Genomic DNA, 21,619 nt, shown 5'->3' on the forward strand with positions numbered 1-21,619 from the left:
CTTGCCAGCCTGCGCACCCTCTCCGAATTTGGCGACGAGCTTGTTCTCGTGGTGCCCTCCGACCACGAAATCTCCACCGCGCGCCAGTTCTGGCAGAGCGTTGAAGCGGGTGCTGCGGCGGCGAGAGCCGGTCGCCTGGTGGTGTTCGGGATCAAGCCGACGCAGCCCGAAACCGGCTATGGCTATATCGAGGTCGCGGCCGACCGCGACGGCGTGTTCGACGTCTCTCGCTTCGTCGAGAAGCCCGACCTCGCCACCGCGCGGGGTTATCTCGACGCCGGCAGTTTCTACTGGAATACCGGCATTTTCCTGTTTCGCGCCGGCGTCATGCGCGCTGCCTTCGCCGCGTTCGAGCCCAAGATCTGGCAGGCGACGGAAGCCGCGTATCACGCGGCGACCAACGATCTTTCCGGGCTTTACATGCCGCTGGAACTCTACTCGGCGATCCCGTCGAGCTCGATCGACTACGCTGTCATGGAGCGGGCCAAGGACATCGCCATGGTGCCGGCCGGATTCCGCTGGAACGATCTCGGTTCGTGGCAGTCGCTGCTCGATGTCGGCCCGTCCGACAGCCACGGTAACGTCATCCTTGGCGATGTCCTGGCCATAGATTGCGAGAACTCCTACATCCGCGGCGACGGCCGGCTGCTGTCGGCCATCGGCATGAAGGACGTGGCGATCGTCTCGACGGCCGACGCCACCTTCGTGGCGCCGGTCAGCCACAGCCAGCACGTCAAGAAGATCGTCGAGCAGCTAGAGAAATCCGGTCGGCTGGAGACGAGGTTCACGCCGGCGCATGACCGCGTCATCGAGAGCGGCGCCTGGCGGCGCCGCGTTCGGCACTGGCTGTTCGAGGAGACGCTGCCGCTGTGGTCGACCGCCGGCGTCGATGAGCGCCATGGCGGCTTCCACGAGGCGCTGGGCTTCGACGCCGCGCCGTTGATGAAGCCAAAACGCATGCGCACCCAGGCGCGTCAGATCTATGCCTTCGCCGTCGCCAAGGAGCGCGGCTGGGACGGACCGGCGGATCGGCTGATCGCTCATGGCCTTGACTTCATGGCAGGCCGGGGCCGCACCGACAAAGGCGGCTGGGTGCGCACGCTCAATATCGACGGCTCGGTCGCCGATCCGGTCGAGGATGCCTACGACCATTCCTGCGTGCTGTTGGCGCTGGCGCACGCGCATATGTCGGGTCATCCCGATGCGTTGCGGCTCGCCGAGGAAACCTTTGCTTTCCTCGATGCTCATCTCGAGGACAGCCGCATGACAGGTTTCCTCGAAACCTCCGACGGCGAGGGCGAGCGTCGCTCCAACCCGCACATGCATCTGCTCGAAGCCTTTCTCGCTTGGCACAGAGCCACTGGCGAGCGCGCCTACCTGAGCCGCGCGGCGCGCGTCATAGATCTCTTCCGCAGTCATTTCTTCGATGCCGAAAGCTGGACGCTGGGCGAGTATTTCGACGACGGCTGGAAGCCCGTGGCGGGCGCGAAAGGAACATGGACCGAACCCGGCCACCATTTCGAATGGGCCTCGCTGCTCGTCGATTTCGCCGCCCGCAGCGGCCAGGCCGAACTCACCGGCTTCGCCCGCAAGCTCTATGCCTCGGCTGTCGCCAACGGCCTCAACCGCGCCACCGGCCTTGCCTATGGCGCCGTCTCGCGCCAGGGCCTTCCGCTCGACACGGTCTCGCGCAGCTGGCCGCAGGCCGAGGCGATCAAGGCTGCGATCGCGCTCGACGGCTCAGGTGGGCCGGACCTCAAGCCGGAGATCGAGGCGCGCGTCGGCCACCTGTTCCGCTGGCACATCGACCCGGCGCCGCTCGGCCTCTGGATTGACCGAATCGATGAGCGCGGCCGGTCATTGGCGAGCGACGTGCCGGCGAGCATCTTCTACCATCTGGTTTGCGCGCTGACGCAGTATCTGGACGGGACGGCCGAGAAGGGGTGAGGGGGCAACTGGCGGCAACGCAGAAGCTGCCAATCTCTACCCGGGGAGATTGCTGTCACTGCGGGCTTTTGGCCAATCGCCAAGTCAATACGGGCTCGCCACATCCCCCGTCTCGACATAGACCGCCTTCAGCTGCGAATAGTGCGCCAGCGCCGCGAGCGAGTTCTCGCGGCCGATGCCGGACTGCTTGACGCCGCCGAAGGGCATTTCCACCGGCGTCAGATTGTAGGCGTTGATCCAGCAGGTGCCTGCCTGCAGCTCGGCGATCACCTGATGGGCGCGTGCCAGGTCGCGGGTGAAGACGCCTGCAGCGAGGCCGAATTCGGTATTGTTGGCGCGTTCGATCACCTCGTCCTCGCTGTCGAATTTCAGCACGCTCATCACCGGTCCGAAGATTTCCTCGCGCGCGATGCGCATGCCATCGGTCACGCCGGTGAACACGGTGGGTTCGATGAAGAAGCCACCTTCGAAGCCCTGCAGCGACGGCAGGTTGCCGCCGCAGGCAAGCGTCGCACCCTCCTCTCTGCCGGCGGCGATGTAGGAAACAACCTTTTCCTGCTGCGCCTTGTTGACCAGCGGCCCCATTTGCGTTTCCGGATCGAGTGGATCGCCGATGCGGATTTTTTTGGTGCGCTCGATCAGCCGCTCGACGAAGCGGTCATGCAGGCCCTTCTGCACGAAGACGCGCGTGCCGTTGGAGCAGATCTGGCCGGTCGAATAGAAATTGCCGAGCATGGCGCCGCCGATGGCGTTTTCGAGATCGGCATCGTCGAAGACGATCAGCGGCGACTTGCCGCCGAGCTCCATCGTGGCGTGCTTCATTTTCGAACCGGCAAGCGACAGCACCTTGCGCCCGGTCGGGACCGAGCCGGTCACCGAGACCTTGGCCACGACATCATGGCCGACGAATCCGGCGCCGACATCGCCATAGCCCTGCACGACGTTGAACAGCCCGTCGGGCAGGCCCGCCTCGCTGTAGATTTCGGCCAGCGCCAGTGCCGAGAGCGGCGTGTTCTCCGACGGCTTGAACACCATGGCGTTGCCCATGGCTAAAGCCGGCGCCGACTTCCAGCCGGCGATCTGGATCGGATAGTTCCAGGCGCCGATGCCAACGCACACACCAAGCGGCTCTCGTCTTGTGTAAGCAAACGGTCCGCCGAGCTCGATCATCTCGCCGTTGAAGGCCGCCACTGCGCCGGCGAAATATTCCAGGCAATCGGCGGCCGAAGGCGCGTCCGCCACCAGCGTCTCCTGGATCGCCTTGCCGGTGTCCAGCGTCTCGATGCGCGCCAGGTCGGCATTGCGGGCGCGCAGGATATCAGCGGCGCGGCGCAGGACGCGGCCGCGCTCGACCGGCTTCATCCGTGCCCAGGCCGGCTGCGCCGCGCGCGCGGCCTCGATCGCCAACTCCAGCACGTTCGGCGTCGCCGAATGCAGCGTGGCGACGGTCTCGCCCGTCGCCGGATAGATCACCGGCAGTGGCGCGCCGCCTTCGTCCTCGATGTAGCGGCCGTTGACGTAGTGCGATGCCGTTGGCTGGGCGCGCATGGTCTTCTCCGTTCGTAATCGCCGGGGCGGGGGAGGGCGCCCGCCGGATCATGCGCTATCTGTCTGCCACCTGCCAGCGCGGATTGATCCAGGGTTCCTGGTTGGATGGCGCGAGCGGCGTGCGGCCAAGGATGTGGTCGGACGCCTTCTCGCCGGTCATGATCGACGGCGCGTTCAGGTTGCCGTTGGTCACCCGCGGGAAGATCGAGGAGTCGGCAACGCGCAGCCCCTCGACGCCGATCACCCGGCATTCCGGATCGACGACGCTGGTCAGGTCGTCGGCGCGGCCCATCCTGCAGGTGCCGCAAGGGTGATAGGCGCTCTCGGCGTGATCGCGGATGAAGGCGTCGAGCTCGTCGTCGGTCCGCACATGGGCGCCCGGCGAAATCTCCTTGCCGCGGAAGCCGTCAAAGGCCTTCTGGCCAAAAATCTCGCGCGTCAGCCGGATGCAGTGGCGGAACTCGCTCCAGTCGTCGGGATGCGACATGTAGTTGAAGCGGATCACTGGTTTCGCTTTCGGATCGGGCGAGCGCAGGCTCACCGAGCCGCGCGACTTCGACCGCATCGGCCCGACATGCGCCTGGAAGCCATGCGACTTCGCCGCCGCCTTGCCGTCATAGCGCACCGCCGCCGGGATGAAGTGATACTGGATATCGGGGTAGTCGACACCGGCCTGCGAACGCACGAAGGCCGCCGCCTCGAAATGGTTGGTGGCGCCGAGGCCGGTCTTGAAGAACAGCCACTGCGCGCCGATCATTGCCTTGGAGAACGGGTTGAGCACCGAATTCAGCGTGATCGGTCTGGTCGCTTCCTGCTGGATATAAAGCTCCAGATGGTCCTGCAGATTGCGGCCGACGCCCTGCCGGTCGGCAATGACCTCTATGCCGTTTTCATGCAGATGTGCGCCCGGACCGATGCCGGACAGCATAAGGATCTTCGGCGAATTGATCGACGACGCCGCCACAATCACCTCACGTCGCGCCTTAACGACCTGAATCTGTTTGTGAGCTTCGATCTCGACGCCGACGGCGCGTTGATTCTCGATCACCACGCGTCGCGCGAAACCCTTGAGCAGGCTAACATTTTTTCGTTTGAGAGCCGGCTTCAGATAGGCGTTGGCCGCGGACCAGCGGCGGCCACCCCAGATGGTCTGCTCCATCGGCCCGAAGCCTTCCTGCTTCGATCCGTTGTAGTCGTCGGTGAGCTCGAAGCCGGCCTGCCGGCCCGCCTCGAGGAAGGCGCCGTAGAGTGGGTTCTTGCGCGTGCCGCGCTGCACATGCAGCGGGCCGCCGTGACCGCGCCAGCCGTCCTCGCCGCCGTCGGAATCCTCCATGCGCTTGAAATAGGGAAGCACGTCGGCGAAGCCCCATCCGGCAGCACCCTGTTCGGCCCAATGGTCGAAGTCGCGCGCATGGCCGCGAACATAGACCATGCCGTTGATGGAGGACGAACCGCCGATCACCTTGCCGCGCGGGGTGGCGAGCACGCGGCCGCCGAGATGCGGCTCCGGCTCGCTGGCGAAGCCCCAGTCGTAAAGGCTCATGTTGAGCGGGATCGACAGCGCCGACGGCATCTGGATCAGCGGCCCCATATCGGTGCCGCCGAACTCGATGACGATCACCGAATGCTTGCCGTCTTCCGACAGCCGGTAGGCCATGGCCGAGCCGGCGGAGCCGGATCCGATGATGACGAAATCCGCTTCAAGCATTGTTCATATGCGCCATAAAGTCGGCGAGCGAGACATTGCCGCCGGTAGCCACCACAAGGACGGTTTTGCCCGCCACATCCACCTTGCCGCCGAGCAGCGCGGCAAGCGAGGCCGCGCCCGAAGGCTCCAGCACCAGCTTCAGCCGCTCGAACGCGATCTTCATTGCACCCCTCACCGCGGCATCCTCGACGGTGACGCCGCGAACCCCGGCAGCACTCACCGCCGCGAAGGGCGCCTCGCCTGGCTTGCGCGCCATCAGCCCGTCGCAGATCGATCTCGGCCCGATCGGCATCGTCTCGATCGCGCCATGCGCCAGCGACGAGCCCATGCCGTTGAAGCCTTCCGGCTCGACGGCGATGATCTCGGTGTTCGGCGACAGGTAATGGAAGGCGAGCGAAACGCCGCCGATCAGCCCGCCGCCGCCAACCGAGCAGAACACCAGATCGGCGTGGGCTTTCTTCGCCGCCAACTGGTCGAGCGCTTCCAGCCCGGCCCCTGCCTGGCCGGCGACGATCTCGGGATCGTCGAAGGGATGCAGCAAGGTGAGCTGCTCGGTCTCGGCGATCTCGCGCGCCTTGGCGGCGGCGACTTCCTCGCGGGCACGCTCGCCATGATCGGTTAGCACCACGCGCGCGCCATAGCCGGCGGTCGCGTCGCGCTTGGCGGCAGGCGCGTCGATCGGCATGACGATGGTGACGGGAATGCCGAGCGCCTGGCCGGCAGCCGCAAGCCCTTGCGCGAAATTGCCGGAGGAATAGGCGACCACGCCCTTCCTCGCTTCGTCCGGTGACAGCCGCTTAAGGCGCCAATAGGCGCCGCGCACCTTGAAGGACCCCGCCCATTGCAGCGATTCCGGCTTGACGAACACCCGCGCGGCGCCGGCTTCCCGGGCAAGTGCGGCCGAGTCCAACAGCGGCGTGACTTGCGTCGCCGTCGAGGTCACCGCATAGGCCTGCTTCAGGCGGTCGAGGGTGGGAACCAGAACGTCTTCCATCATTCGCCTCGCGGATACCGTTTGCTCTCTTCGAGGTTGTCGAGATTCATGTGATTGCGCATGTAGCGCTCCGAGGCTTTCTGCAGCGGCTGGAAATCCCAGGGGTAATAGGCGCCGTTACGCAGCGCCGGGTAGACGACCCAGCGGCGCGCCTGGCTTTCGCGCACCGCGGCATCGAATGCGGCCATGTCCCATCGCGCCCGGACCTTTTCCATGAACGCCGCCACCAGGGCAGCGTTCGCCGGCTCGTCAGCGAGGTTGTTCCGTTCGAGCGGGTCGGCCTCCAGGTCGAACAGCTGCGGCGCGTCGAGCTCGCAATGGACGAATTTGTATTTGCCGTCGCGGATCGCGGCCAGCGGCGCATAGGATCCTTCGGCGGCATATTCCATGAGAACGGGTGCGGTGCGCGGCTTGCCGCCGAGCAGCGGCAGCAGCGACTGGCCGTCGGTCCACGGCGCGATTGCAGCGATATCAATGCCGGCGAGGTCACAGAGCGTCGGCGTGACGTCGAGATTGGAGACGGGCGCCTCGATGAGGCCGGCTGGCACGCCGTTGCCGGCGATCATCAGCGGCACGCGCGCCGAGCCCTCGAAGAAGCTCATTTTGAACCACAGGCCGCGCTCGCCCAGCATGTCGCCGTGATCCGAGCAGAACAGGATGATGGTGTCGTCAAGCATGCGAGTGCGCTTGAGGACGTCCAGAAGCTCGCCGAGCTTATCGTCGACATAGGAAATGTTGGCGAAATAGCCGCGCCGGGAACGGCGCACCTGCTCGGACGTGATCTCGAAGGACTGATAGTCGCTTGCCCGGTAAAGGCGCTGCGAATGCGTGTCCTGTTCGTCATGCGGGATGAACGGCGTTTCGGGATCGAGCGTCTGGCAGTTCTCGTAAAGATCCCAGTACTGCCTGCGCGCGACATAGGGATCGTGCGGGTGCGATAGCGAAACGGTGAGACACCAGGGCCGATGTCCCGCATCGTCCTGCTCGCGCGAAAGCTGGTACAGCTTTTGCTCGGCCAGAAACACCACCTCGTCGTCATACTCCATCTGGTTGGTGGTCTCGGCAACGCCGGCGCCGGCGACCGAGCCTAGATTGTGATACCACCAGTCGATGCGCTCGCCGGGCTTGCGGTAATCCGGCGTCCAGCCGAAATCGGCCGGATAGATATCGGTGGTCAGCCGCTCCTCGAAGCCGTGCAACTGGTCCGGTCCGACGAAATGCATCTTGCCGGACAGGCAGGTGTAATAGCCGGCGGAGCGCAGATGATGCGCGAAGGTCGGGATCGAGGAGGAGAATTCGGCGGCGTTGTCATAGACCCCGGTGCGCGACGGCAGCTGGCCGCTCATGAACGAGGCCCGGCCGGGCGCGCAAAGCGGCGAGGCGGTGTAGTTGTTGGCGAAACGCGCCGAGCGGGCGGCGAGCGCCTCGAGATGCGGCACGTGCAGGAAATCCGCCGGGCCGTCGGGGAAGAGCGTGCCGTTGAGCTGATCGACCATGACGATCAGGAAATTGGGTCGTTCGGTGGTCAAGGCAGGCTCCGTCCGCTGAGCTTGGTTTCGAGATAATCTTCGACGAGCGCGATCGCTGTCTGCGCATCGGGCACGCCGTCCTTCAGCGCGCGCCGAATGTAGAGTCCGTCGATCAGCGCCGCCGTCGCTTCCGCAGCGCGGTCCGCTTCGGCCCTCGGCAGAATGCCGGTCAGCCCGCTCATCAGGTTGGAATTGAGCCGCCGCGCATAGATACGAAGCAGCCGCCGCAACTCGGTCGATTTCTGCGCCTCGACATAGAAGGCGAGCCAGGCCGCGATGATCTCCGGCTGGAACTGCTCGTCGGAGAAACTGACCGCAACGACGGCCGAGACGCGCTGGCGCGGTGTCGCGGCGACGCGAAGCGCTCGTCTTGTATCGATGTTGAGCTCGGCAAGGATGTGCCGCATCGTGGCGAAGAGCAGCTCGTCCTTGGCGCCGAAATAGTGATGGGCGAGCGCCGACGACACGCCGGCGCGGCCGGCGATCTCCGACATGGTGACGTCCAGCGAACCGCGCTCGCCGATTGCCGAGATCGTCGCGTCGATCAGCGCCTTGCGGCGCAGCGGTTCCATTCCGATTTTCGGCATGCGAGGGTCCGGTTCGAAGCGAGATTATTTTTTATTGACGCATCAATCAATAAAAAATCGGCATCGGATCAATCGATCGTATCGCTCTGGCCCCATCCCTTGGTCTGGAAAACGGTTCACTATTGAACAATATTGAATGTCATGCCGCGACCGGACGTGCTAGGCTGCGCGGCAGATGGAGGCTGTCATGACCGCATGCATCGTCGGCTGGGCGCATTCGCGTTTCGGCAAGCTCGAAGGCGAGACGCTGGAGGGCTTGATCACCAAGGTCGCCGTGGACGCGCTCGATCATGCCGGGATCGGCCCTGACGATGTCGACGAGATCGTGCTCGGCCATTTCAACGCCGGCTTCTCACCGCAGGATTTCACCGCGAGCCTGGTGCTGCAGGCCGACGACCGGCTGCGCTTCAAGCCGGCGACGCGCGTGGAGAATGCCTGCGCCACCGGTTCGGCTGCGGTGAGACAAGGCGTCCGCGCCATCGATTCCAGCGCCGCCCGCGTCGTTTTGGTGGTCGGCGCCGAGCAGATGACCACCACGCCTGGGCCCGAGATCGGCAAGAACCTGCTGAAAGCCTCCTATCTGCCCGAGGATGGCGAAACGCCGGCCGGCTTTGCCGGCGTCTTCGGCAAGATCGCTCAGGCCTATTTTCAGCGCTATGGCGACCAGTCGGATGCGCTCGCCATGATTGCCGCCAAGAACCACAAAAACGGCGTCGAAAATCCCTATGCCCAAATGCGCAAGGATTTCGGCTACGAGTTCTGCCGTCAGGAAAGTGAGAAGAACCCCTTCGTCGCCGGTCCGCTGAAGCGCACCGACTGCTCGCTGGTCTCGGATGGCGCTGCGGCGCTCGTCCTCACCGACACCGCGACGGCGCTGAAGATGCGGCGCGCCGTGACCTTCCGCGCCAATGAGCACGTCCAGGATTTCCTGCCGATGTCGAAGCGCGACATCCTTGCCTTCGAGGGCTGCGAGCGGGCCTGGGAACAGGCGCTGAAGAAGGCCGGCGTCACGCTCGACGACCTCTCCTTTGTCGAGACGCATGACTGCTTCACCATCGCCGAGCTTATCGAATACGAGTCGATGGGCCTGGCGAAGCCCGGCGAGGGCGCGAAGCTCGCGCTGGAGGGCGTCACGGCCAAGGACGGCCGGCTGCCGGTCAATCCGTCCGGCGGGCTGAAGGCCAAGGGCCATCCGATCGGCGCCACCGGCGTCTCCATGCATGTGCTCACCGCCATGCAGTTGACCGGCGAGGCCGGCGGTATTCAGGTGCCTGGGGCAAAACTCGGCGGCATCTTCAACATGGGCGGTGCTGCGGTGGCCAACTACGTTTCCATCCTCGATCGGATCAGGTAGAAGCGGCCCGCATCAAAGCGCCGCCGCCGGCGCGCGCGTGCGGGAGGCAGCATGGCAAATCCGGTTCTGGTCGAAGTCACGCGCGGCGCGGTGGTCGAAAGCGCCCATCGGGGCGCGGTTTCTGTCTTCGACGCCGACGGCAAGCCCGTCTGGGAGATCGGCGATACGGCGCGACCGGTGTTTCCGCGCTCGGCGGTGAAGGCGATCCAGGCGCTGCCGCTGCTCGAATCCGGTGCTGCCGACGCCTACGGCTTCGGCGATCGCGAATTGGCGCTGGCCTGCGCCTCGCACTCAGGCGAGCAGGCGCATGTCGAACTGGCGCAAGCAATGCTCGCCAAGGCCGGTCTCGACAAGACGGCGCTCGAATGCGGCGCGCACTGGCCGTCGAGCCACGTTGCGACGATCGCGCTGGCGCGCACCGGCAGCGCGCCCAACCCGCTCCACAACAATTGCTCCGGCAAGCATGCCGGTTTCCTCTGTACCTGCGTTTATTCCGGCATTGCCCATGGCGGCTACGTCAAGGCCGGCCATGCGCTGCAGGAGATGGTGCGCGACGCGATGCAATCGGTGACCGGCGCCGCGCATGATGTCGACCATTGCGGCACCGACGGCTGCTCGATCCCGACCTATGCCGTGCCGCTGAAGAGCTTTGCGCTGGGCTTTGCGCGTATGGCGACGGGCGGGGGCTTTGCGCCCGAACGCGCCAAGGCGGCGAAGCGCCTGCTCTCGGCCTGCATGGCCGAACCGTTCCTGGTGGCCGGCACCGGTAAGGCGGACCTCGCGCTGATGCGGGCCGCGCCCGGCCGCATCTTCGTCAAGACCGGCGCCGAGGGCGTCTATTGCGCGGCCTTGCCCGAGCTCGGTCTCGGCATCGCCTTGAAATGCGATGACGGCGCCAGCCGCACCTCCGAGGTGATGATCGCCGCCGTGCTGGCCAAGTTGCTTCGCAGCGACGAAGCGCTCGCGGCAAAGCTTGCCGAGCTCGCCCATCCGCCGGTTGAAAGCCGTATCGGCGCCAAGGTGGGCTTGCTGCGGCCGACTGCGGCGCTGGCCTAACTGACCTTGTTCCGCTCGACGGTCAGATGCGCGTAGCCGGTAAAGGTTGATCTTGCCAGATCGCCCGTCACCGGATTGGCCCAGCGCTGGCCGATGATGGCGCCGTTCTGCGCGGCGTCGATGATATTGTCCGAAATGACGGCGCTGCCGGAACCCTCGACGACGCTGACGACGATGCCCGTGCCGGACTTGCGGATGATGTTGCCCGTTGCAACCACGTTGCGCAGATAAGGTCCCCAGCCGAGCTGCATGCCGTAGAGGGGCGCGTTCTCCACGACATTGCCGCAGACGGAGGTCTCGGCCTCGGCGCTGATGCCGACGCCGAAGCCCGGCGGGTCGGCGGTGTAGGGGCCGACCGTCGAGAGGTTGCGCACGATATTGTTCGAGCACACGGCGATGCGGCCGCCTTCGTTGAAGTTTACGATCGAGATGCCGTTGGCGGCACCGTCGACCAGATTGTTGCTGAGGATCGCGCCCTCGAAGGAGAATTCCGAATAAATCCCCGTCTCGCCCGAGCGCGAGCAGGTGTTGCCGGTGATCTGCAAATTGCTGGAGCTGTTGGCGCGGATCGCCGAGAAGGCGCAGTCCGACACGACGTTGGCGGAGATAATGACATTGCCGGCGCGGAAGGCGTTGATACCGTTGCCGTTCTGGCCGGTGCCGCCGCTCCTCGCGCCGATGCGCTGAACGCGGTTGCCGCTGACGATGGTGCCGTCCTCCGCCTGCTGCCAGCGATGCACCAGAATGCCGCCATTGGCGCAATCTGAGACGGTATTGCCCGAGATCTCCAGCCCGCCGGCCTCGACCGAATAGATGCCGGCGTCTGCCGCGCCCGAAACATCGCAGCGCCCGATGCGGCCTGAAACATGTTCCAGCGCCAGCCCGTTCTTGCCGCTGCCTGTGACCTGGCAATTGTCGATGGCGAGATGCGCGACGCGGCGCAGATCGAGCAGCCCTTGCGTATAGTCGGCCAGCCAGCGGTTGCTGCCGTCCAGCACCAGCCCGCTGAGCTCGATATGTTCGGCCTGGTCGGCCATCATCAGGTGGCCGTTGCCGCCATAGACGATGCGGGTCGCGCCCGGGACGCCCGAAAGGCGCACGCGGGCAGGCAGCTTCAGGTTGGAGACAAGATAGGTCCCGGGCGGCAGAAACACCGGCGCATCGCGGTCGCTGGCGTCGCCGAGCATCTTGGCGAAGGCCTTGCTCTGGTCGTCCAGCGCGCCCGGCTGCAAGCCGATTTCGATTGCATTGATCGAGCCGCGCATCGTGGCCTTCTCGATGCCGGGCAGCATCTTCGCCGATGCCTTGCCGGCAAAGAGGCCGGCAGCGGCGAGGCCGGTGGTGCGGGCAAGCAGCGTTCGTCTGTTCAACATCGGCACAGGTCCTGGCGTTTCAACCGCTCCGTCGCAGGAATCGTGCCAAGGCCAGCTCGCAGGCAAACCGCTTGTGCAGTTGCCTGACCAAGCTTAAGTTCATGTTATGAGTAGAGCTTTCACCCGCGAGGAAGACAGCGAAAACGCCATTGCCGGTGTCGGCGAACGGCCGATCAGCCCGCACCGCAATTTGGTAACGGAGCGGGGACTCGCGATGATCGAAGAGAACCTCTCCGAATTGCGAGATCAGATGGCCAAGGCCGAAAGACGCGGCGATCGCGAGCGCCTCGCAATAGTGTCCCGCGACCTGCGCTACTGGACCGCGCGGCGCGAGAGCGCGGAGCTTTCGGTGCCGGAGTCCGGCAGCAATGTGGTCCGCTTCGGCATGGGCGTCACATTGGAAAACGGCGACGGCAAGAAGGTCCACTGGCGCATCGTCGGCGAGGACGAGGCCAACCCGTCGAAAGGCAGCATCTCCCATGTCTCGCCGATGGCGATGGCCCTGTTCGGCAAGAAGGTCGGCGAGGTCGTTGCCGTCAACGGCAAGGAGTGGGAGATCGTCAAGCTTTCGGACAAGGCCGAGAACTAGGCCTTGAGCTTGACTGTATGGTCGCGGAAAAACGCCGCGGCTCCGGTCTCATCGATTTCGCCGGCGGCGACCATCATCACCAACTGGATAACATCCTGCTGTTCGGCTTCTACGCTTAACCCGTTGAAATAGAGAAACAAATCGGCCGCGGCAAAAGCCGTGCGCTTGTTCCCGTCGACGAAGGGGTGGTTCTTCGCACTGCCGAAGAGGTAGGCCGCCGCGAGTTCACAAAGATCGGGCTCGCCATACACTTCCTTCTGTTGGGGGCGGGGGCAGATTCTAGCAAGCCCTGGTCGCGTATACCGGCGGCTCCGCCGTGGAGGCGCAACTGCTCAGCGTGCATCGCCTCCACGAATTCTCGCGAATGATGCTCGGTCATTTAGCGAGCGCGCGGTAGGCAACCTCGTATTTCTTCATCCGTTCGCGCGCGATCTTCATCTTACGCTCGAATTCTTCGGCAGAGTCTTCAAGACGGCGCAAGCGCAGCTCCTGGCCCTCCTGAACGACGATGACGTTGTCGCCCGCCTTCAGGTTTAGCCGGTCGAGAAGCTCTTTCGGCAAAATCAGACCTTCGGAGTTGCCAATCTTTCGAATGGTGATGTTCCTGGTAGGTCGTCCTGTTGCAACGGCAATTATAACTGGAGGGCCTGTTGTTGCAACGGAAATTATAACAACCGATTGGGAACTACTGACATGGTCGCCATCAAGAAGCGGGTTGAGGACGGGATCCTCTTCCTCTCTCGATTGGCGCATTAGCTGTGCCGATAAGCCTTAGCGACGAGTTGCGTTTGACCAGTTCCCGACACAGGGTATTCACTCGACCGACAGTAGCCTGTCCATCAGCCTGTCCGCCGCTTGCGGGATGACGGTCCCCGGCGGGAAGATTTCGGCCGCCCCAGCCTTCAGCACCGCGTCGTAATCCTGTGGCGGGATGACGCCGCCGGCGACGATCAGCATGTCGCCATGGCCGAGCTTCCTCAGCGCCTCCTTGAGCTCGGGGATCAGGGTCAGATGTCCGGCCGCGAGCGAGGACGCGCCGATCACGTCGACATCATGCTGCACCGCCAGCTTTGCGATCTCCTCCGGCGTCTGGAACATCGGTCCGACGGTGACGTCGAAGCCGAGATCGGCAAAGGCGCTGGCGATCACCTTCTGGCCGCGATCATGGCCGTCCTGGCCCATCTTGGCGACCAGGATGCGCGGCTTTGCACCGAACTTCTTCTCGAAGGCTTCGAGCTTTTCCTTGAGCCGATCGACCGCCGGATTGTCGCCGAGCGCGTCGCGGTAGACGCCGGAGATGGTCTGCACGGTGGCTGCATGGCGCCCGAACACTTTCTCCAGCGCCAGCGAGATCTCGCCGACGGTCGCATTGGCCCGCGCCGCGCGGATCGCGAATTCGAGCAGGTTCTCGCCGCTTTCAGCCGCGCGGGTGAGGGCGGTTAGCGCATCCTCCAGGGCCGCGACGTCGCGCGTGCCTTTGAGCCGCTGCAGCTTCGCCAATTGCCGGGCCTTGACCTCGGCATTATCGATCTTCAGCACATCGACCTCGATATCGGCTTCCGGGCGATGCGCATTGACGCCGACCAGCACCTGCTCGCCGGAATCGATGCGTGCCTGGGTGCGCGCCGCCGCTTCCTCGATGTGCAGCTTCGGAATGCCTTTCTCGATCGCCGCCGCCATGCCGCCGAGGTTTTCGACCTCCTCGATATGAGCGAGCGCGCGGGCCGCCAGATCATGTGTCAGCCGCTCGACATAGGCCGAGCCGCCCCACGGGTCGATCATGCGCGTGGTGCCGGATTCCTGTTGCAGGATGAGCTGCGTGTTGCGGGCAATGCGGGCCGAATGGTCGGTTGGCAGCGCCATCGCCTCGTCGAAGGAATTGGTGTGCAGCGACTGGGTATGTCCCTGCGTTGCCGCCATCGCCTCGATCATCGTGCGGGTGATGTTGTTGTAGGGATCCTGCGCCGTCAGCGACCAGCCCGATGTCTGGCAATGGGTGCGCAGCGACAGCGAGCGCTCGTCCTTCGGCGCAAAATTCTTCTTCATCAGGCTCGACCAGAGCAGCCGCGCGGCCCTGAGCTTGGCGACCTCCATGAAGAAGTTCATGCCGATCGCCCAGAAGAAGGAAAGGCGCGGCGCGAACCGGTCGATGTCGAGACCCGCGGCGACGCCGGCGCGCGCATATTCGATGCCGTCGGCAATCGTATAGGCGAGTTCGAGGTCGGCCGTCGCGCCCGCCTCCTGCATATGATAGCCGGAGATCGAGATCGAATTGAATTTCGGCATGTGCCGCGAGGTATAGGCGAAGATGTCCGACACGATCCGCATCGAAGGCTTCGGCGGATAGATGTAGGTGTTGCGGACCATGAACTCCTTCAGAATGTCGTTCTGAATGGTCCCGGAGAGATCCTTCTGCGCGACACCCTGTTCCTCCGCCGCCACGATATAGAGCGCCATGATCGGCAGCACGGCGCCGTTCATGGTCATCGACACCGTCATCTCGTTGAGCGGAATGCCGTCGAACAGCTGGCGCATGTCGAGGATGGAATCGATCGCCACGCCCGCCATGCCGACATCGCCGGCGACGCGCGGATGGTCGCTGTCATAGCCGCGATGGGTCGCGAGGTCGAAGGCGACCGACAGGCCCTTCTGGCCGGCCGCGAGGTTGCGCCGGTAGAAAGCGTTGGATTCCTCCGCCGTCGAGAAGCCGGCATATTGCCGGATCGTCCAGGGCTGCTGGACATACATGGTCGGGTAGGGGCCGCGCACGAAGGGCGGCAGGCCCGGATAGGTGTCGAGATTGGCCAGGCCCTTGAGGTCGGCCTGCGTGTAGAGGTGTTTCAGGGCGATGCCTTCCGGCGTCATCCGCTGGCCCTTGAGCTCGACCGGCGCGCGGCGCGGCGCCGACCAGCCGATCTGGCTGAAATCCGGGATCATGAGCCGGCTCCGATCGACTGATCGATGCGAACTGGAAACAGCGGCTCGCAGGTCGCCACGCCTTCTGTCAGCGCGGGCCGGCGTTCGGCTTTCAATGTCTCGACGGGGCGCTCGCTGCCGGTGCGGAACAAGGTGGTGCCGATGATGCCGCGTTCACCGGCCCGATAGTCGGCATTGCGCTTCGCGGCGGCCGTCTGCACACGGTTCTGGATATTGCCCTGCTGCAGGCTGTTGAGCACGCCGCCCTCGGCCTCGATGCGCTGGAATTCTTCCCAGGCCGCCGCGCAAAGACCGTCGGTCAGCGCCTCGACCGCTCCGGAGCCGCTGGCCGGATCGGCCACGTGATGGAGATGGCTCTCATGCGCCAGGATCAGCTGCGCGTTGCGGGCGACGCGGCGCGCAAAACCGGCCGGCAGTCCATGCGCGATGGTATGCGGCAGGATCGAGACGGAATCAGCGCCGCCGGTCGCCGCGGCAAAAGCGGCAATCGCGGTGCGCAGAATGTTGGTTTCCGGATCCGCCATCGCCATCATGCGATAGGAGGTCTCGGCGTGGACGTTCGCCGTCGAGGCCGGGATCGAGCAGGCTTCCTGGATCCGCGCCCAGAGCTTGCGCAACGCCCGCACCTTGGCCATCGACAGGAACTGGTCCTGGTCGACGCTGAGGGCAAAGCCGATATAGGGCGCGGCATAGACCAGCGGCTGACGCGCCTTCTCGAACATCCTGAGATAGGACACGGCGGAAGCCATCATCGTGCCGAGCTCCTGCGCTTCGGTGGCGCCGGCATTGTGGAAGACGCGGCCGTCCGCTTCGAGCAGCACGCCGGGCACGCCCATCGAGAAGAAATGCGCCAGCGATTGCGGCATTGACTCCTGCAGCGCCTCGATCGAGGTGCGCAGCCGTCCGGTGCCGGCGAAGATCGCCGCCGGGTCGATGCCGAAGGAAAGGTTGAGCTTCGCCGGATCGGAGCGGCGCCGGGTCAGGAAGGCGAGCAGCCAATCCGCCACGGCGCGGCTCCACGGATGCGCATCGATGCGCACCTGGACCCGGTTGAGGGGCACGCCGTCGAGCACCGTTTCCAGCGCCTCCGCGGTTCTCGGCAGGCCATAGCCGAAGGCGTTCGGCGCGCCCTCGAAAACCAGCGACAGGCCGGTCGCGCCCTCAGCGATGTCCTGCAGCGCCTGGGCGCTGGCGCGGGCGAGATCGGGATCGTCGATGCGCTGGCTGACGATCCATGGCGACTTCGGATTGGTGCGCACCAGCGGCTCGGCTGTCGTCGAACGCTCGCTGAGCGGCTCGATACGGATGCCGTCATCCGTGTGCGAAACAAGCTTCTCTTCGAAAGCGCCGCCGGCAAGCGCTTTTTCCGCCAGCGCCAGCCAGCGCCTGGCGTCCGGGTTGGGAAGGTCGACATCCCTAGTCAAGGCGCCGGCGCCCATCGCACTCCTCGTCTATCGGCCGCATCAGCCACCAGTCTATGGTCCCCCGCCGCATATCACAATGCGACATCCGTCGCGGTTGTTCCGGCAGCCGCTAACCGATTGCCAAACATGCGCAAAATCGGCAAGCTCAGTAAGGTGATTTCGATGCCAGCGTCAAATTCGAATAGCGCCAAAATTGATGATGGGCATTGTCGCCCGCCGATCGCGTTACTATCCTCCATGAGACCGGGCGTTTTTTGGCGGAAGAGATTGCGGAGACCGGACATATGGCTGACCACAACAGCATCTTCATCGGCGCCAGCCGCAAGCCTGATGATTCCTACCAGCGCGCCGAGGAACTCCTGCTGCGCTACGGCAACCGCCACGGCCTGATTACCGGCGCCACAGGCACCGGCAAGACGGTCAGCCTGCAGGTCTTGGCCGAGGGCTTTTCAAATGCCGGCGTCCCGGTCTTCTGCGCCGACATCAAGGGCGACCTTTCCGGCATCGCCATGATGGGCGCGGCCAAGGATTTCCTGGTCAAGCGTGCAGAGCAGGTGAAGCTCGATCCCTATCAGTTTCAGGAATACCCGGTCATCTTCTGGGATCTGTTCGGCGAGCAGGGTCACCCGATCCGTGCCACCATCTCGGAAATGGGGCCGCTGCTTTTGTCGCGGCTGATGAACCTCACCGAAGCGCAGGAAGGTGTCATGAACATCGCCTTCCGCATCGCTGACGAAGAGGGCCTGCTGCTGCTTGATCTCAAAGATCTGCAGGCGCTGCTCGCCAACATCGCCGAGCGCGCCGACGAGCTCAGCGCACGCTACGGCAATGTCACCAAGCCTTCCGTCGGCGCCATCCAGCGCACGCTTCTGGTGCTTGAGCAGCAGGGCGCCGCGAACTTCTTCGGCGAGCCGGCGCTGCGCATCGCCGATTTGATGCGCACCACCCGCGACGGCCGCGGCGCGATCAGCGTTCTGGCCGCCGACAAGCTGATGATGAATCCCAGGCTCTACGCCACTTTCTTGCTATGGCTGATGTCGGAGCTGTTTGAGGAACTGCCCGAGGTCGGCGATCTCGAGCGGGCGAAGCTGGTCTTCTTCTTCGACGAGGCGCATCTTTTGTTCGAGGACGCGCCGAAGGTGCTGGTTGATCGCGTCGAGCAGGTGGTGCGGCTGATCCGCTCCAAGGGTGTGGGCGTCTATTTCGTCACCCAGAATCCGCTCGACATTCCGGAAAAGGTTTTGGCCCAGCTCGGCAACCGCGTGCAGCACGCGTTGCGCGCCTATACGCCGCGCGAGCAGCAGGCGGTGCGGACGGCGGCCGACACCTTCCGGCCCAACCCGGATTTCGACTGCGCCACCGCGATCACCCAGCTCGCCACCGGCGAGGCGCTGGTCTCGATGCTGGAGGACAAGGGCGTGCCGGCCATGGTCCAGCGCACATTGATTCGTCCGCCGTCGTCGCGGCTCGGGCCGATCACACCCGACGAGCGCCGCAAGGTCCTTGCCGAGAGCCCGGTCGCCGGGCAGTACGATCAAGCGGTCGATCGCGACTCGGCCTTCGAGATACTGCAGAAGAAGACCAGGGAGGCGCAGGAAGCCGAAGCGCAGGCGCAGCAGGCGGGCACCGGCGGCTCGCGCTGGACAATTCCGGGCTTCGACGATGTGTTGGGAGGGTCGGGCCGCCGGTCCTCCAACCGCCAGACAGTGGCCGAAGCCGCGATCAAGTCGGTGGTGCGTTCGGTGGGCTCTTCCGTCGGCCGCGCGATCGTGCGCGGGATACTAGGCAGCCTGGCGCGCGGGCGGTAGCGCCCAACTGAGGCGCGGCAATCATAGGGCAGGGCGCTTGGCTACGGCGAGCCCGATGCCCAGCGCGATCATCGCGCCGCCGGACGCCTCCCGGAGCCGACGTACCATGCCGGACCGGCCTGCCGCGCCTTCCCTGATGCGGCCGGCCGCGAAGGCGACCACGATATCGGCCAGCGTGTTGAGCGTCACCGACACGAAGCCGAGCACCATGAACTGCAAGGCGACGTGGCCGGCGCCGAGATCCACGAATTGCGGAATGAAGGCCAGGAAGAAGGCGGCCGTCTTCGGGTTCAGAGCCTCGACCAGCACCCCTTCGCGAAACGCTCGGCCAGCGCCGACCGCAGGCGTCGGCGCGCCACCTTCCAGCATTGCCTTTGCCTCGCGGCGGGCGGACTGGAAGGTGCGCAAGCCGAGCCAGACGAGGTAGACGGCGCCGATCAGCTTCAGCGCCGTAAAGAGTTCGGCGCTCGCGAGCACGAGGGCGGAAACGCCCAGGCTTCCGGCAAGCACATGAACCATGCCGCCCAGGCCCGTCCCGAAACTGGAGGCGATGCCTTCAGCGCGGCCTCCGGCCAGGGTGCGCGCGGCGACATAGAAGATGCCCGGTCCGGGCGTGATGGCGAGCAGCAGCGCCGCGGCGAAGTACAAGGCGAATTGTGTCAGGTCCGGCATGATCGGCTCGCTGGCAATTGGACTGGGTCGGATGTCAAGACGGGATCAGTTGGGCGACGTCGCGATCCGAAGGCCGGTCGCTCGCTGCTAGACCGGTGGCGACACCGGCGCGATCGGCCGCGTTGCGGTTCTGGCTCATCTTGCGCTTGCCTTGGAGCCGCGTGATCGGCATGCGCAAGCCGACAATGCCTTTGAGTTGCGCCTGGATGAAATCCGGCGGCGCATCCGATACGGACCAAGGCGAGGGGCGTCCGCCTTCATGCAGATTGGTCAGGCGCGTGACGATCTCGAGCAGCCTGTCGGCATCCTCGAAGAATTCGATCGGCCCATAGGCATGAACGGCCAGGTAGTTCCAAGTCGGCACTACCTTTCCGGTCTCTTGCTTGGTCTGATACCAGGCCGGCGTCACGTAGGCGTCGGGGCCCATGAAGATCGCCAGGCTTTCGCCCAGCACCGGTGCGCGCCACTGCGGATTTGCCTTCGCGACATGGCCGTAGATCGTGCCATGCTCGCCCTCGCTCTCGTTGAGCAAAAGCGGCAATGGCGTCGCCTGCGGTCCTTCCGCCGTGGCGGTGACCAGCGTCGCCAGCCGTGCCGCGCGGATCGTCGCCATGAGGCTCTCCCTGTCGTCATCGCGGAAGGCGGGCGGAATGTACATGGCGAAAACTCCTTGCATTGCATGGAAAGATGCAGGAAAGCTGGCTTGCTTGGAACATCCAGTTTTGCAGGTTTTCGATGGTCCAGTTGGAGCAGGAAGGCGTGGCGCGCCGGATCATCGCGGCGATCAAGGCGCAGATCCACAGCGGCGTTTACCGGCCCGGCGATCGGCTGCCGTCGTCGCGGGCCTTTGCCGCCGAATGGGGCGCGTCGCGAACCACGGTGACGGCGGCCTACAACCAGCTCGACGCCGAAGGCTATCTGATCATTCGGCAGGGCGCGCGTGCCATTGTGGCTCCGGGACTGGAGAGGCCGTCAGGGGCGGCTTCCATCGCGGCTGCCTCGCCACGCAACCTCTCGACGTTCGCGCGCAGGCTGCTGGCTCTGCCTTCGCCGGTGGAACAGCAGCCGGCCAAGGTTGCGGATTTCCGCTATGGCGACCTGTCCGGGGCGGACTTCCCGGTCCTGGCTTGGCGACGGGCCTCGAACAAAGCCATTCTGCGGCGCGGCGCACGGTTACGCTATGGCGACCCGCAGGGATCGCTTGTTCTTCGCAGCGCCCTGCAAACCTATCTCTGGCGCGCACGCGGCATCAGCTGCGCGCCGGACCAGATCGCCGTCGTCAACGGCTCCCAGCAGGGGCTCGACCTCTGCGCGCGGCTGCTGCTCGACCCCGGCGATCCGTTCGTGATCGAGAATCCGGGCTATCTGCTGGCCCGCCATGCCTTCACGGCTGCGGGCGGCGTCGCCGTGCCAGTTGCGGTCGACGCTGATGGGATAAGGACGGATGCGCTGCCGCCGGCCCGTCTGGCTTACGTCACGCCATCGCACCAGTTTCCGCTCGGCGGCGTGCTTTCAGCGACGCGGCGGCATTCCCTCCTGGCCTGGGCCACGGCATCAGGCGCCTATGTCGTCGAAGACGATTACGACGGCGAATACCGCCACGACATCGCCCCCATCCCGCCTCTGCAGACGCTCGATCCAGGCTCGGTCATCTATGTCGGCACGCTGTCCAAAACGCTCTCGCCCACCTTGCGGCTCGGTTATCTCGTCGTCCCCGCCGGCCTGCGCCGGGCCTTCAGCGAGGCAAAGCGCCTGACCGACCGGCATGCTCCGATGCTGGAGCAGGACGTGTTGGCCGACCTGCTGACGAGCGGCGCCTATGAGCGCCACGTCCGCAGCATCCGCAGGAAAAATGCCGAGCGCCGAGAGGTCCTGCTGCAGGCGCTGGCCGATCATATCGGGCCAAAGGTGACTGTTGCTGGGGCCGACACGGGCCTGCACCTCGTGGCCTGGTTGAACGGCATCGATCCTGGATGCGAGCCGGCGATCGTCGCCGACGCACGTGCTGCGGGGATCGGCCTCTATCCGGTATCGCCGCTCTATGATCCGGCCGAGCCGCGGCCCGAAACGACGGGCTTCATCATGGGATATGC

Annotated in this window: 18 protein-coding genes and 1 pseudogene; 6 read left to right on the plus strand and 13 right to left on the minus strand. The window is 65.0% G+C overall.

The annotated features are described in order from the left end of the window. Nucleotides 1-1,947: AGE family epimerase/isomerase (locus EOA32_RS14200; protein WP_128372089.1), on the plus strand; the 1,947-nt coding region annotated here is incomplete at its 5' end. 84 nt (nt 1,948-2,031) lie between these two features. Here the strand turns inward: EOA32_RS14200 and betB are convergent. The 5 genes from betB to betI are packed head-to-tail and all read right to left on the minus strand — an operon-like array spanning nt 2,032 to nt 8,313. After that, complete coding sequence (gene betB, locus EOA32_RS14205) at nt 2,032-3,495, minus strand: betaine-aldehyde dehydrogenase (protein WP_128372090.1); 1,464 nt, start codon at nt 3,493-3,495, stop codon at nt 2,032-2,034. A 55-nt stretch (nt 3,496-3,550) separates the two neighbouring features. Then, nucleotides 3,551-5,203, minus strand: coding sequence for a choline dehydrogenase (gene betA, locus EOA32_RS14210; protein ID WP_128372091.1), 1,653 nt, complete (start codon nt 5,201-5,203; stop codon nt 3,551-3,553). After that, nucleotides 5,196-6,200: a threonine/serine dehydratase gene (locus EOA32_RS14215; RefSeq protein WP_170950232.1), complete on the minus strand. Its 1,005-nt coding sequence runs from the start codon at nt 6,198-6,200 to the stop codon at nt 5,196-5,198. The genes betA and EOA32_RS14215 overlap by 8 nt, the downstream gene beginning before the upstream one ends. Beyond that, entirely contained in the window at nt 6,197-7,726 is a 1,530-nt protein-coding gene (gene betC / locus EOA32_RS14220; RefSeq protein ID WP_128372092.1) for a choline-sulfatase, read from the minus strand. Before betC ends, EOA32_RS14215 begins: the two co-directional genes overlap by 4 nt. Next, complete coding sequence (betI, locus tag EOA32_RS14225; RefSeq protein ID WP_067320854.1) at nt 7,723-8,313, minus strand: transcriptional regulator BetI; 591 nt, start codon at nt 8,311-8,313, stop codon at nt 7,723-7,725. The genes betC and betI overlap by 4 nt, the downstream gene beginning before the upstream one ends. Nucleotides 8,314-8,500: 187 nt before the next feature. On the opposite strand from betI, the gene EOA32_RS14230 reads away from it, so the two are divergent. Further along, on the plus strand, nt 8,501-9,667 hold the full coding sequence (locus EOA32_RS14230; protein ID WP_128372093.1) for an acetyl-CoA acetyltransferase: 1,167 nt from the start codon (nt 8,501-8,503) through the stop codon (nt 9,665-9,667). 51 nt (nt 9,668-9,718) lie between these two features. Beyond that, the gene (locus tag EOA32_RS14235) at nt 9,719-10,723 is read left to right on the plus strand and encodes an asparaginase (protein WP_128372094.1); all 1,005 of its coding nucleotides are present in this window, start codon (nt 9,719-9,721) and stop codon (nt 10,721-10,723) included. Here EOA32_RS14235 and EOA32_RS14240 read toward each other — a convergent pair. Continuing rightward, a complete protein-coding gene (locus EOA32_RS14240) occupies nt 10,720-12,096 on the minus strand; it encodes a TIGR03808 family TAT-translocated repetitive protein (protein WP_095830590.1) in 1,377 nt (458 codons plus the stop codon). The two genes, EOA32_RS14235 and EOA32_RS14240, sit on opposite strands and share 4 nt — an antisense overlap. Before the next feature lie 106 nt (nt 12,097-12,202). Between EOA32_RS14240 and greA the strand changes: the two genes are divergently transcribed. Then, on the plus strand, nt 12,203-12,685 hold the full coding sequence (greA, locus tag EOA32_RS14245; protein ID WP_066997710.1) for a transcription elongation factor GreA: 483 nt from the start codon (nt 12,203-12,205) through the stop codon (nt 12,683-12,685). Here greA and EOA32_RS14250 read toward each other — a convergent pair. From EOA32_RS14250 to EOA32_RS14270, 5 genes and pseudogenes are all read right to left on the minus strand, one after another. Continuing rightward, nucleotides 12,682-13,064, minus strand: a pseudogene (locus tag EOA32_RS14250) (type II toxin-antitoxin system death-on-curing family toxin). The gene greA and the pseudogene EOA32_RS14250 sit on opposite strands and share 4 nt — an antisense overlap. Further along, nucleotides 13,061-13,318 carry an AbrB/MazE/SpoVT family DNA-binding domain-containing protein gene (locus EOA32_RS14255; protein WP_128372100.1) on the minus strand — a complete coding sequence of 86 codons (258 nt, stop codon included), beginning with the start codon at nt 13,316-13,318 and terminating at the stop codon, nt 13,061-13,063. The pseudogene EOA32_RS14250 and the gene EOA32_RS14255 overlap by 4 nt, the downstream one beginning before the upstream one ends. Before the next feature lie 180 nt (nt 13,319-13,498). Continuing rightward, complete coding sequence (gene scpA / locus EOA32_RS14260; RefSeq protein WP_128372095.1) at nt 13,499-15,622, minus strand: methylmalonyl-CoA mutase; 2,124 nt, start codon at nt 15,620-15,622, stop codon at nt 13,499-13,501. After that, a complete protein-coding gene (locus EOA32_RS14265; RefSeq protein WP_128372096.1) occupies nt 15,619-17,061 on the minus strand; it encodes a methylmalonyl-CoA mutase subunit beta in 1,443 nt (480 codons plus the stop codon). Before EOA32_RS14265 ends, scpA begins: the two co-directional genes overlap by 4 nt. Before the next feature lie 56 nt (nt 17,062-17,117). Further along, the gene (locus EOA32_RS14270) at nt 17,118-17,330 is read right to left on the minus strand and encodes a hypothetical protein (RefSeq protein ID WP_128372097.1); all 213 of its coding nucleotides are present in this window, start codon (nt 17,328-17,330) and stop codon (nt 17,118-17,120) included. On the opposite strand from EOA32_RS14270, the gene EOA32_RS14275 reads away from it, so the two are divergent. Next, on the plus strand, nt 17,331-18,854 hold the full coding sequence (locus tag EOA32_RS14275) for a helicase HerA-like C-terminal domain-containing protein (protein ID WP_128372098.1): 1,524 nt from the start codon (nt 17,331-17,333) through the stop codon (nt 18,852-18,854). 21 nt (nt 18,855-18,875) lie between these two features. Here EOA32_RS14275 and EOA32_RS14280 read toward each other — a convergent pair whose 3' ends face one another. Together EOA32_RS14280 and EOA32_RS14285 are read right to left on the minus strand one after the other, a co-directional pair. Continuing rightward, a complete protein-coding gene (locus EOA32_RS14280; RefSeq protein ID WP_128372099.1) occupies nt 18,876-19,526 on the minus strand; it encodes a LysE family translocator in 651 nt (216 codons plus the stop codon). Between the two features lie 34 nt (nt 19,527-19,560). Continuing rightward, nucleotides 19,561-20,184: an FMN-binding negative transcriptional regulator gene (locus EOA32_RS14285; protein ID WP_095777910.1), complete on the minus strand. Its 624-nt coding sequence runs from the start codon at nt 20,182-20,184 to the stop codon at nt 19,561-19,563. Between the two features lie 86 nt (nt 20,185-20,270). Between EOA32_RS14285 and EOA32_RS14290 the strand changes: the two genes are divergently transcribed. After that, nucleotides 20,271-21,619: PLP-dependent aminotransferase family protein (locus EOA32_RS14290; protein WP_245499273.1), on the plus strand; the 1,349-nt coding region annotated here is incomplete at its 3' end.

The organism is Mesorhizobium sp. M1A.F.Ca.ET.072.01.1.1 (genome assembly GCF_004023325.1).
In the GTDB taxonomy this organism is placed as follows: domain Bacteria; phylum Pseudomonadota; class Alphaproteobacteria; order Rhizobiales; family Rhizobiaceae; genus Mesorhizobium.

Coding starts and splice junctions, on each gene's coding strand:
- EOA32_RS14230 (WP_128372093.1), top strand. CDS start 8,501: ATGACCGCATGCATCGTCGGCTGGGCGCATTCGCGTTTCGGCAAGCTC.
- EOA32_RS14285 (WP_095777910.1), bottom strand. CDS start 20,184: ATGTACATTCCGCCCGCCTTCCGCGATGACGACAGGGAGAGCCTCATG.
- EOA32_RS14275 (WP_128372098.1), top strand. CDS start 17,331: ATGGCTGACCACAACAGCATCTTCATCGGCGCCAGCCGCAAGCCTGAT.
- scpA (WP_128372095.1), bottom strand. CDS start 15,622: ATGATCCCGGATTTCAGCCAGATCGGCTGGTCGGCGCCGCGCCGCGCG.
- betA (WP_128372091.1), bottom strand. CDS start 5,203: ATGCTTGAAGCGGATTTCGTCATCATCGGATCCGGCTCCGCCGGCTCG.
- EOA32_RS14280 (WP_128372099.1), bottom strand. CDS start 19,526: ATGCCGGACCTGACACAATTCGCCTTGTACTTCGCCGCGGCGCTGCTG.
- EOA32_RS14265 (WP_128372096.1), bottom strand. CDS start 17,061: ATGGGCGCCGGCGCCTTGACTAGGGATGTCGACCTTCCCAACCCGGAC.
- EOA32_RS14235 (WP_128372094.1), top strand. CDS start 9,719: ATGGCAAATCCGGTTCTGGTCGAAGTCACGCGCGGCGCGGTGGTCGAA.
- greA (WP_066997710.1), top strand. CDS start 12,203: ATGAGTAGAGCTTTCACCCGCGAGGAAGACAGCGAAAACGCCATTGCC.
- betB (WP_128372090.1), bottom strand. CDS start 3,495: ATGCGCGCCCAGCCAACGGCATCGCACTACGTCAACGGCCGCTACATC.
- EOA32_RS14215 (WP_170950232.1), bottom strand. CDS start 6,200: ATGATGGAAGACGTTCTGGTTCCCACCCTCGACCGCCTGAAGCAGGCC.
- EOA32_RS14240 (WP_095830590.1), bottom strand. CDS start 12,096: ATGTTGAACAGACGAACGCTGCTTGCCCGCACCACCGGCCTCGCCGCT.
- EOA32_RS14270 (WP_128372097.1), bottom strand. CDS start 17,330: ATGTCCGGTCTCCGCAATCTCTTCCGCCAAAAAACGCCCGGTCTCATG.
- betI (WP_067320854.1), bottom strand. CDS start 8,313: ATGCCGAAAATCGGAATGGAACCGCTGCGCCGCAAGGCGCTGATCGAC.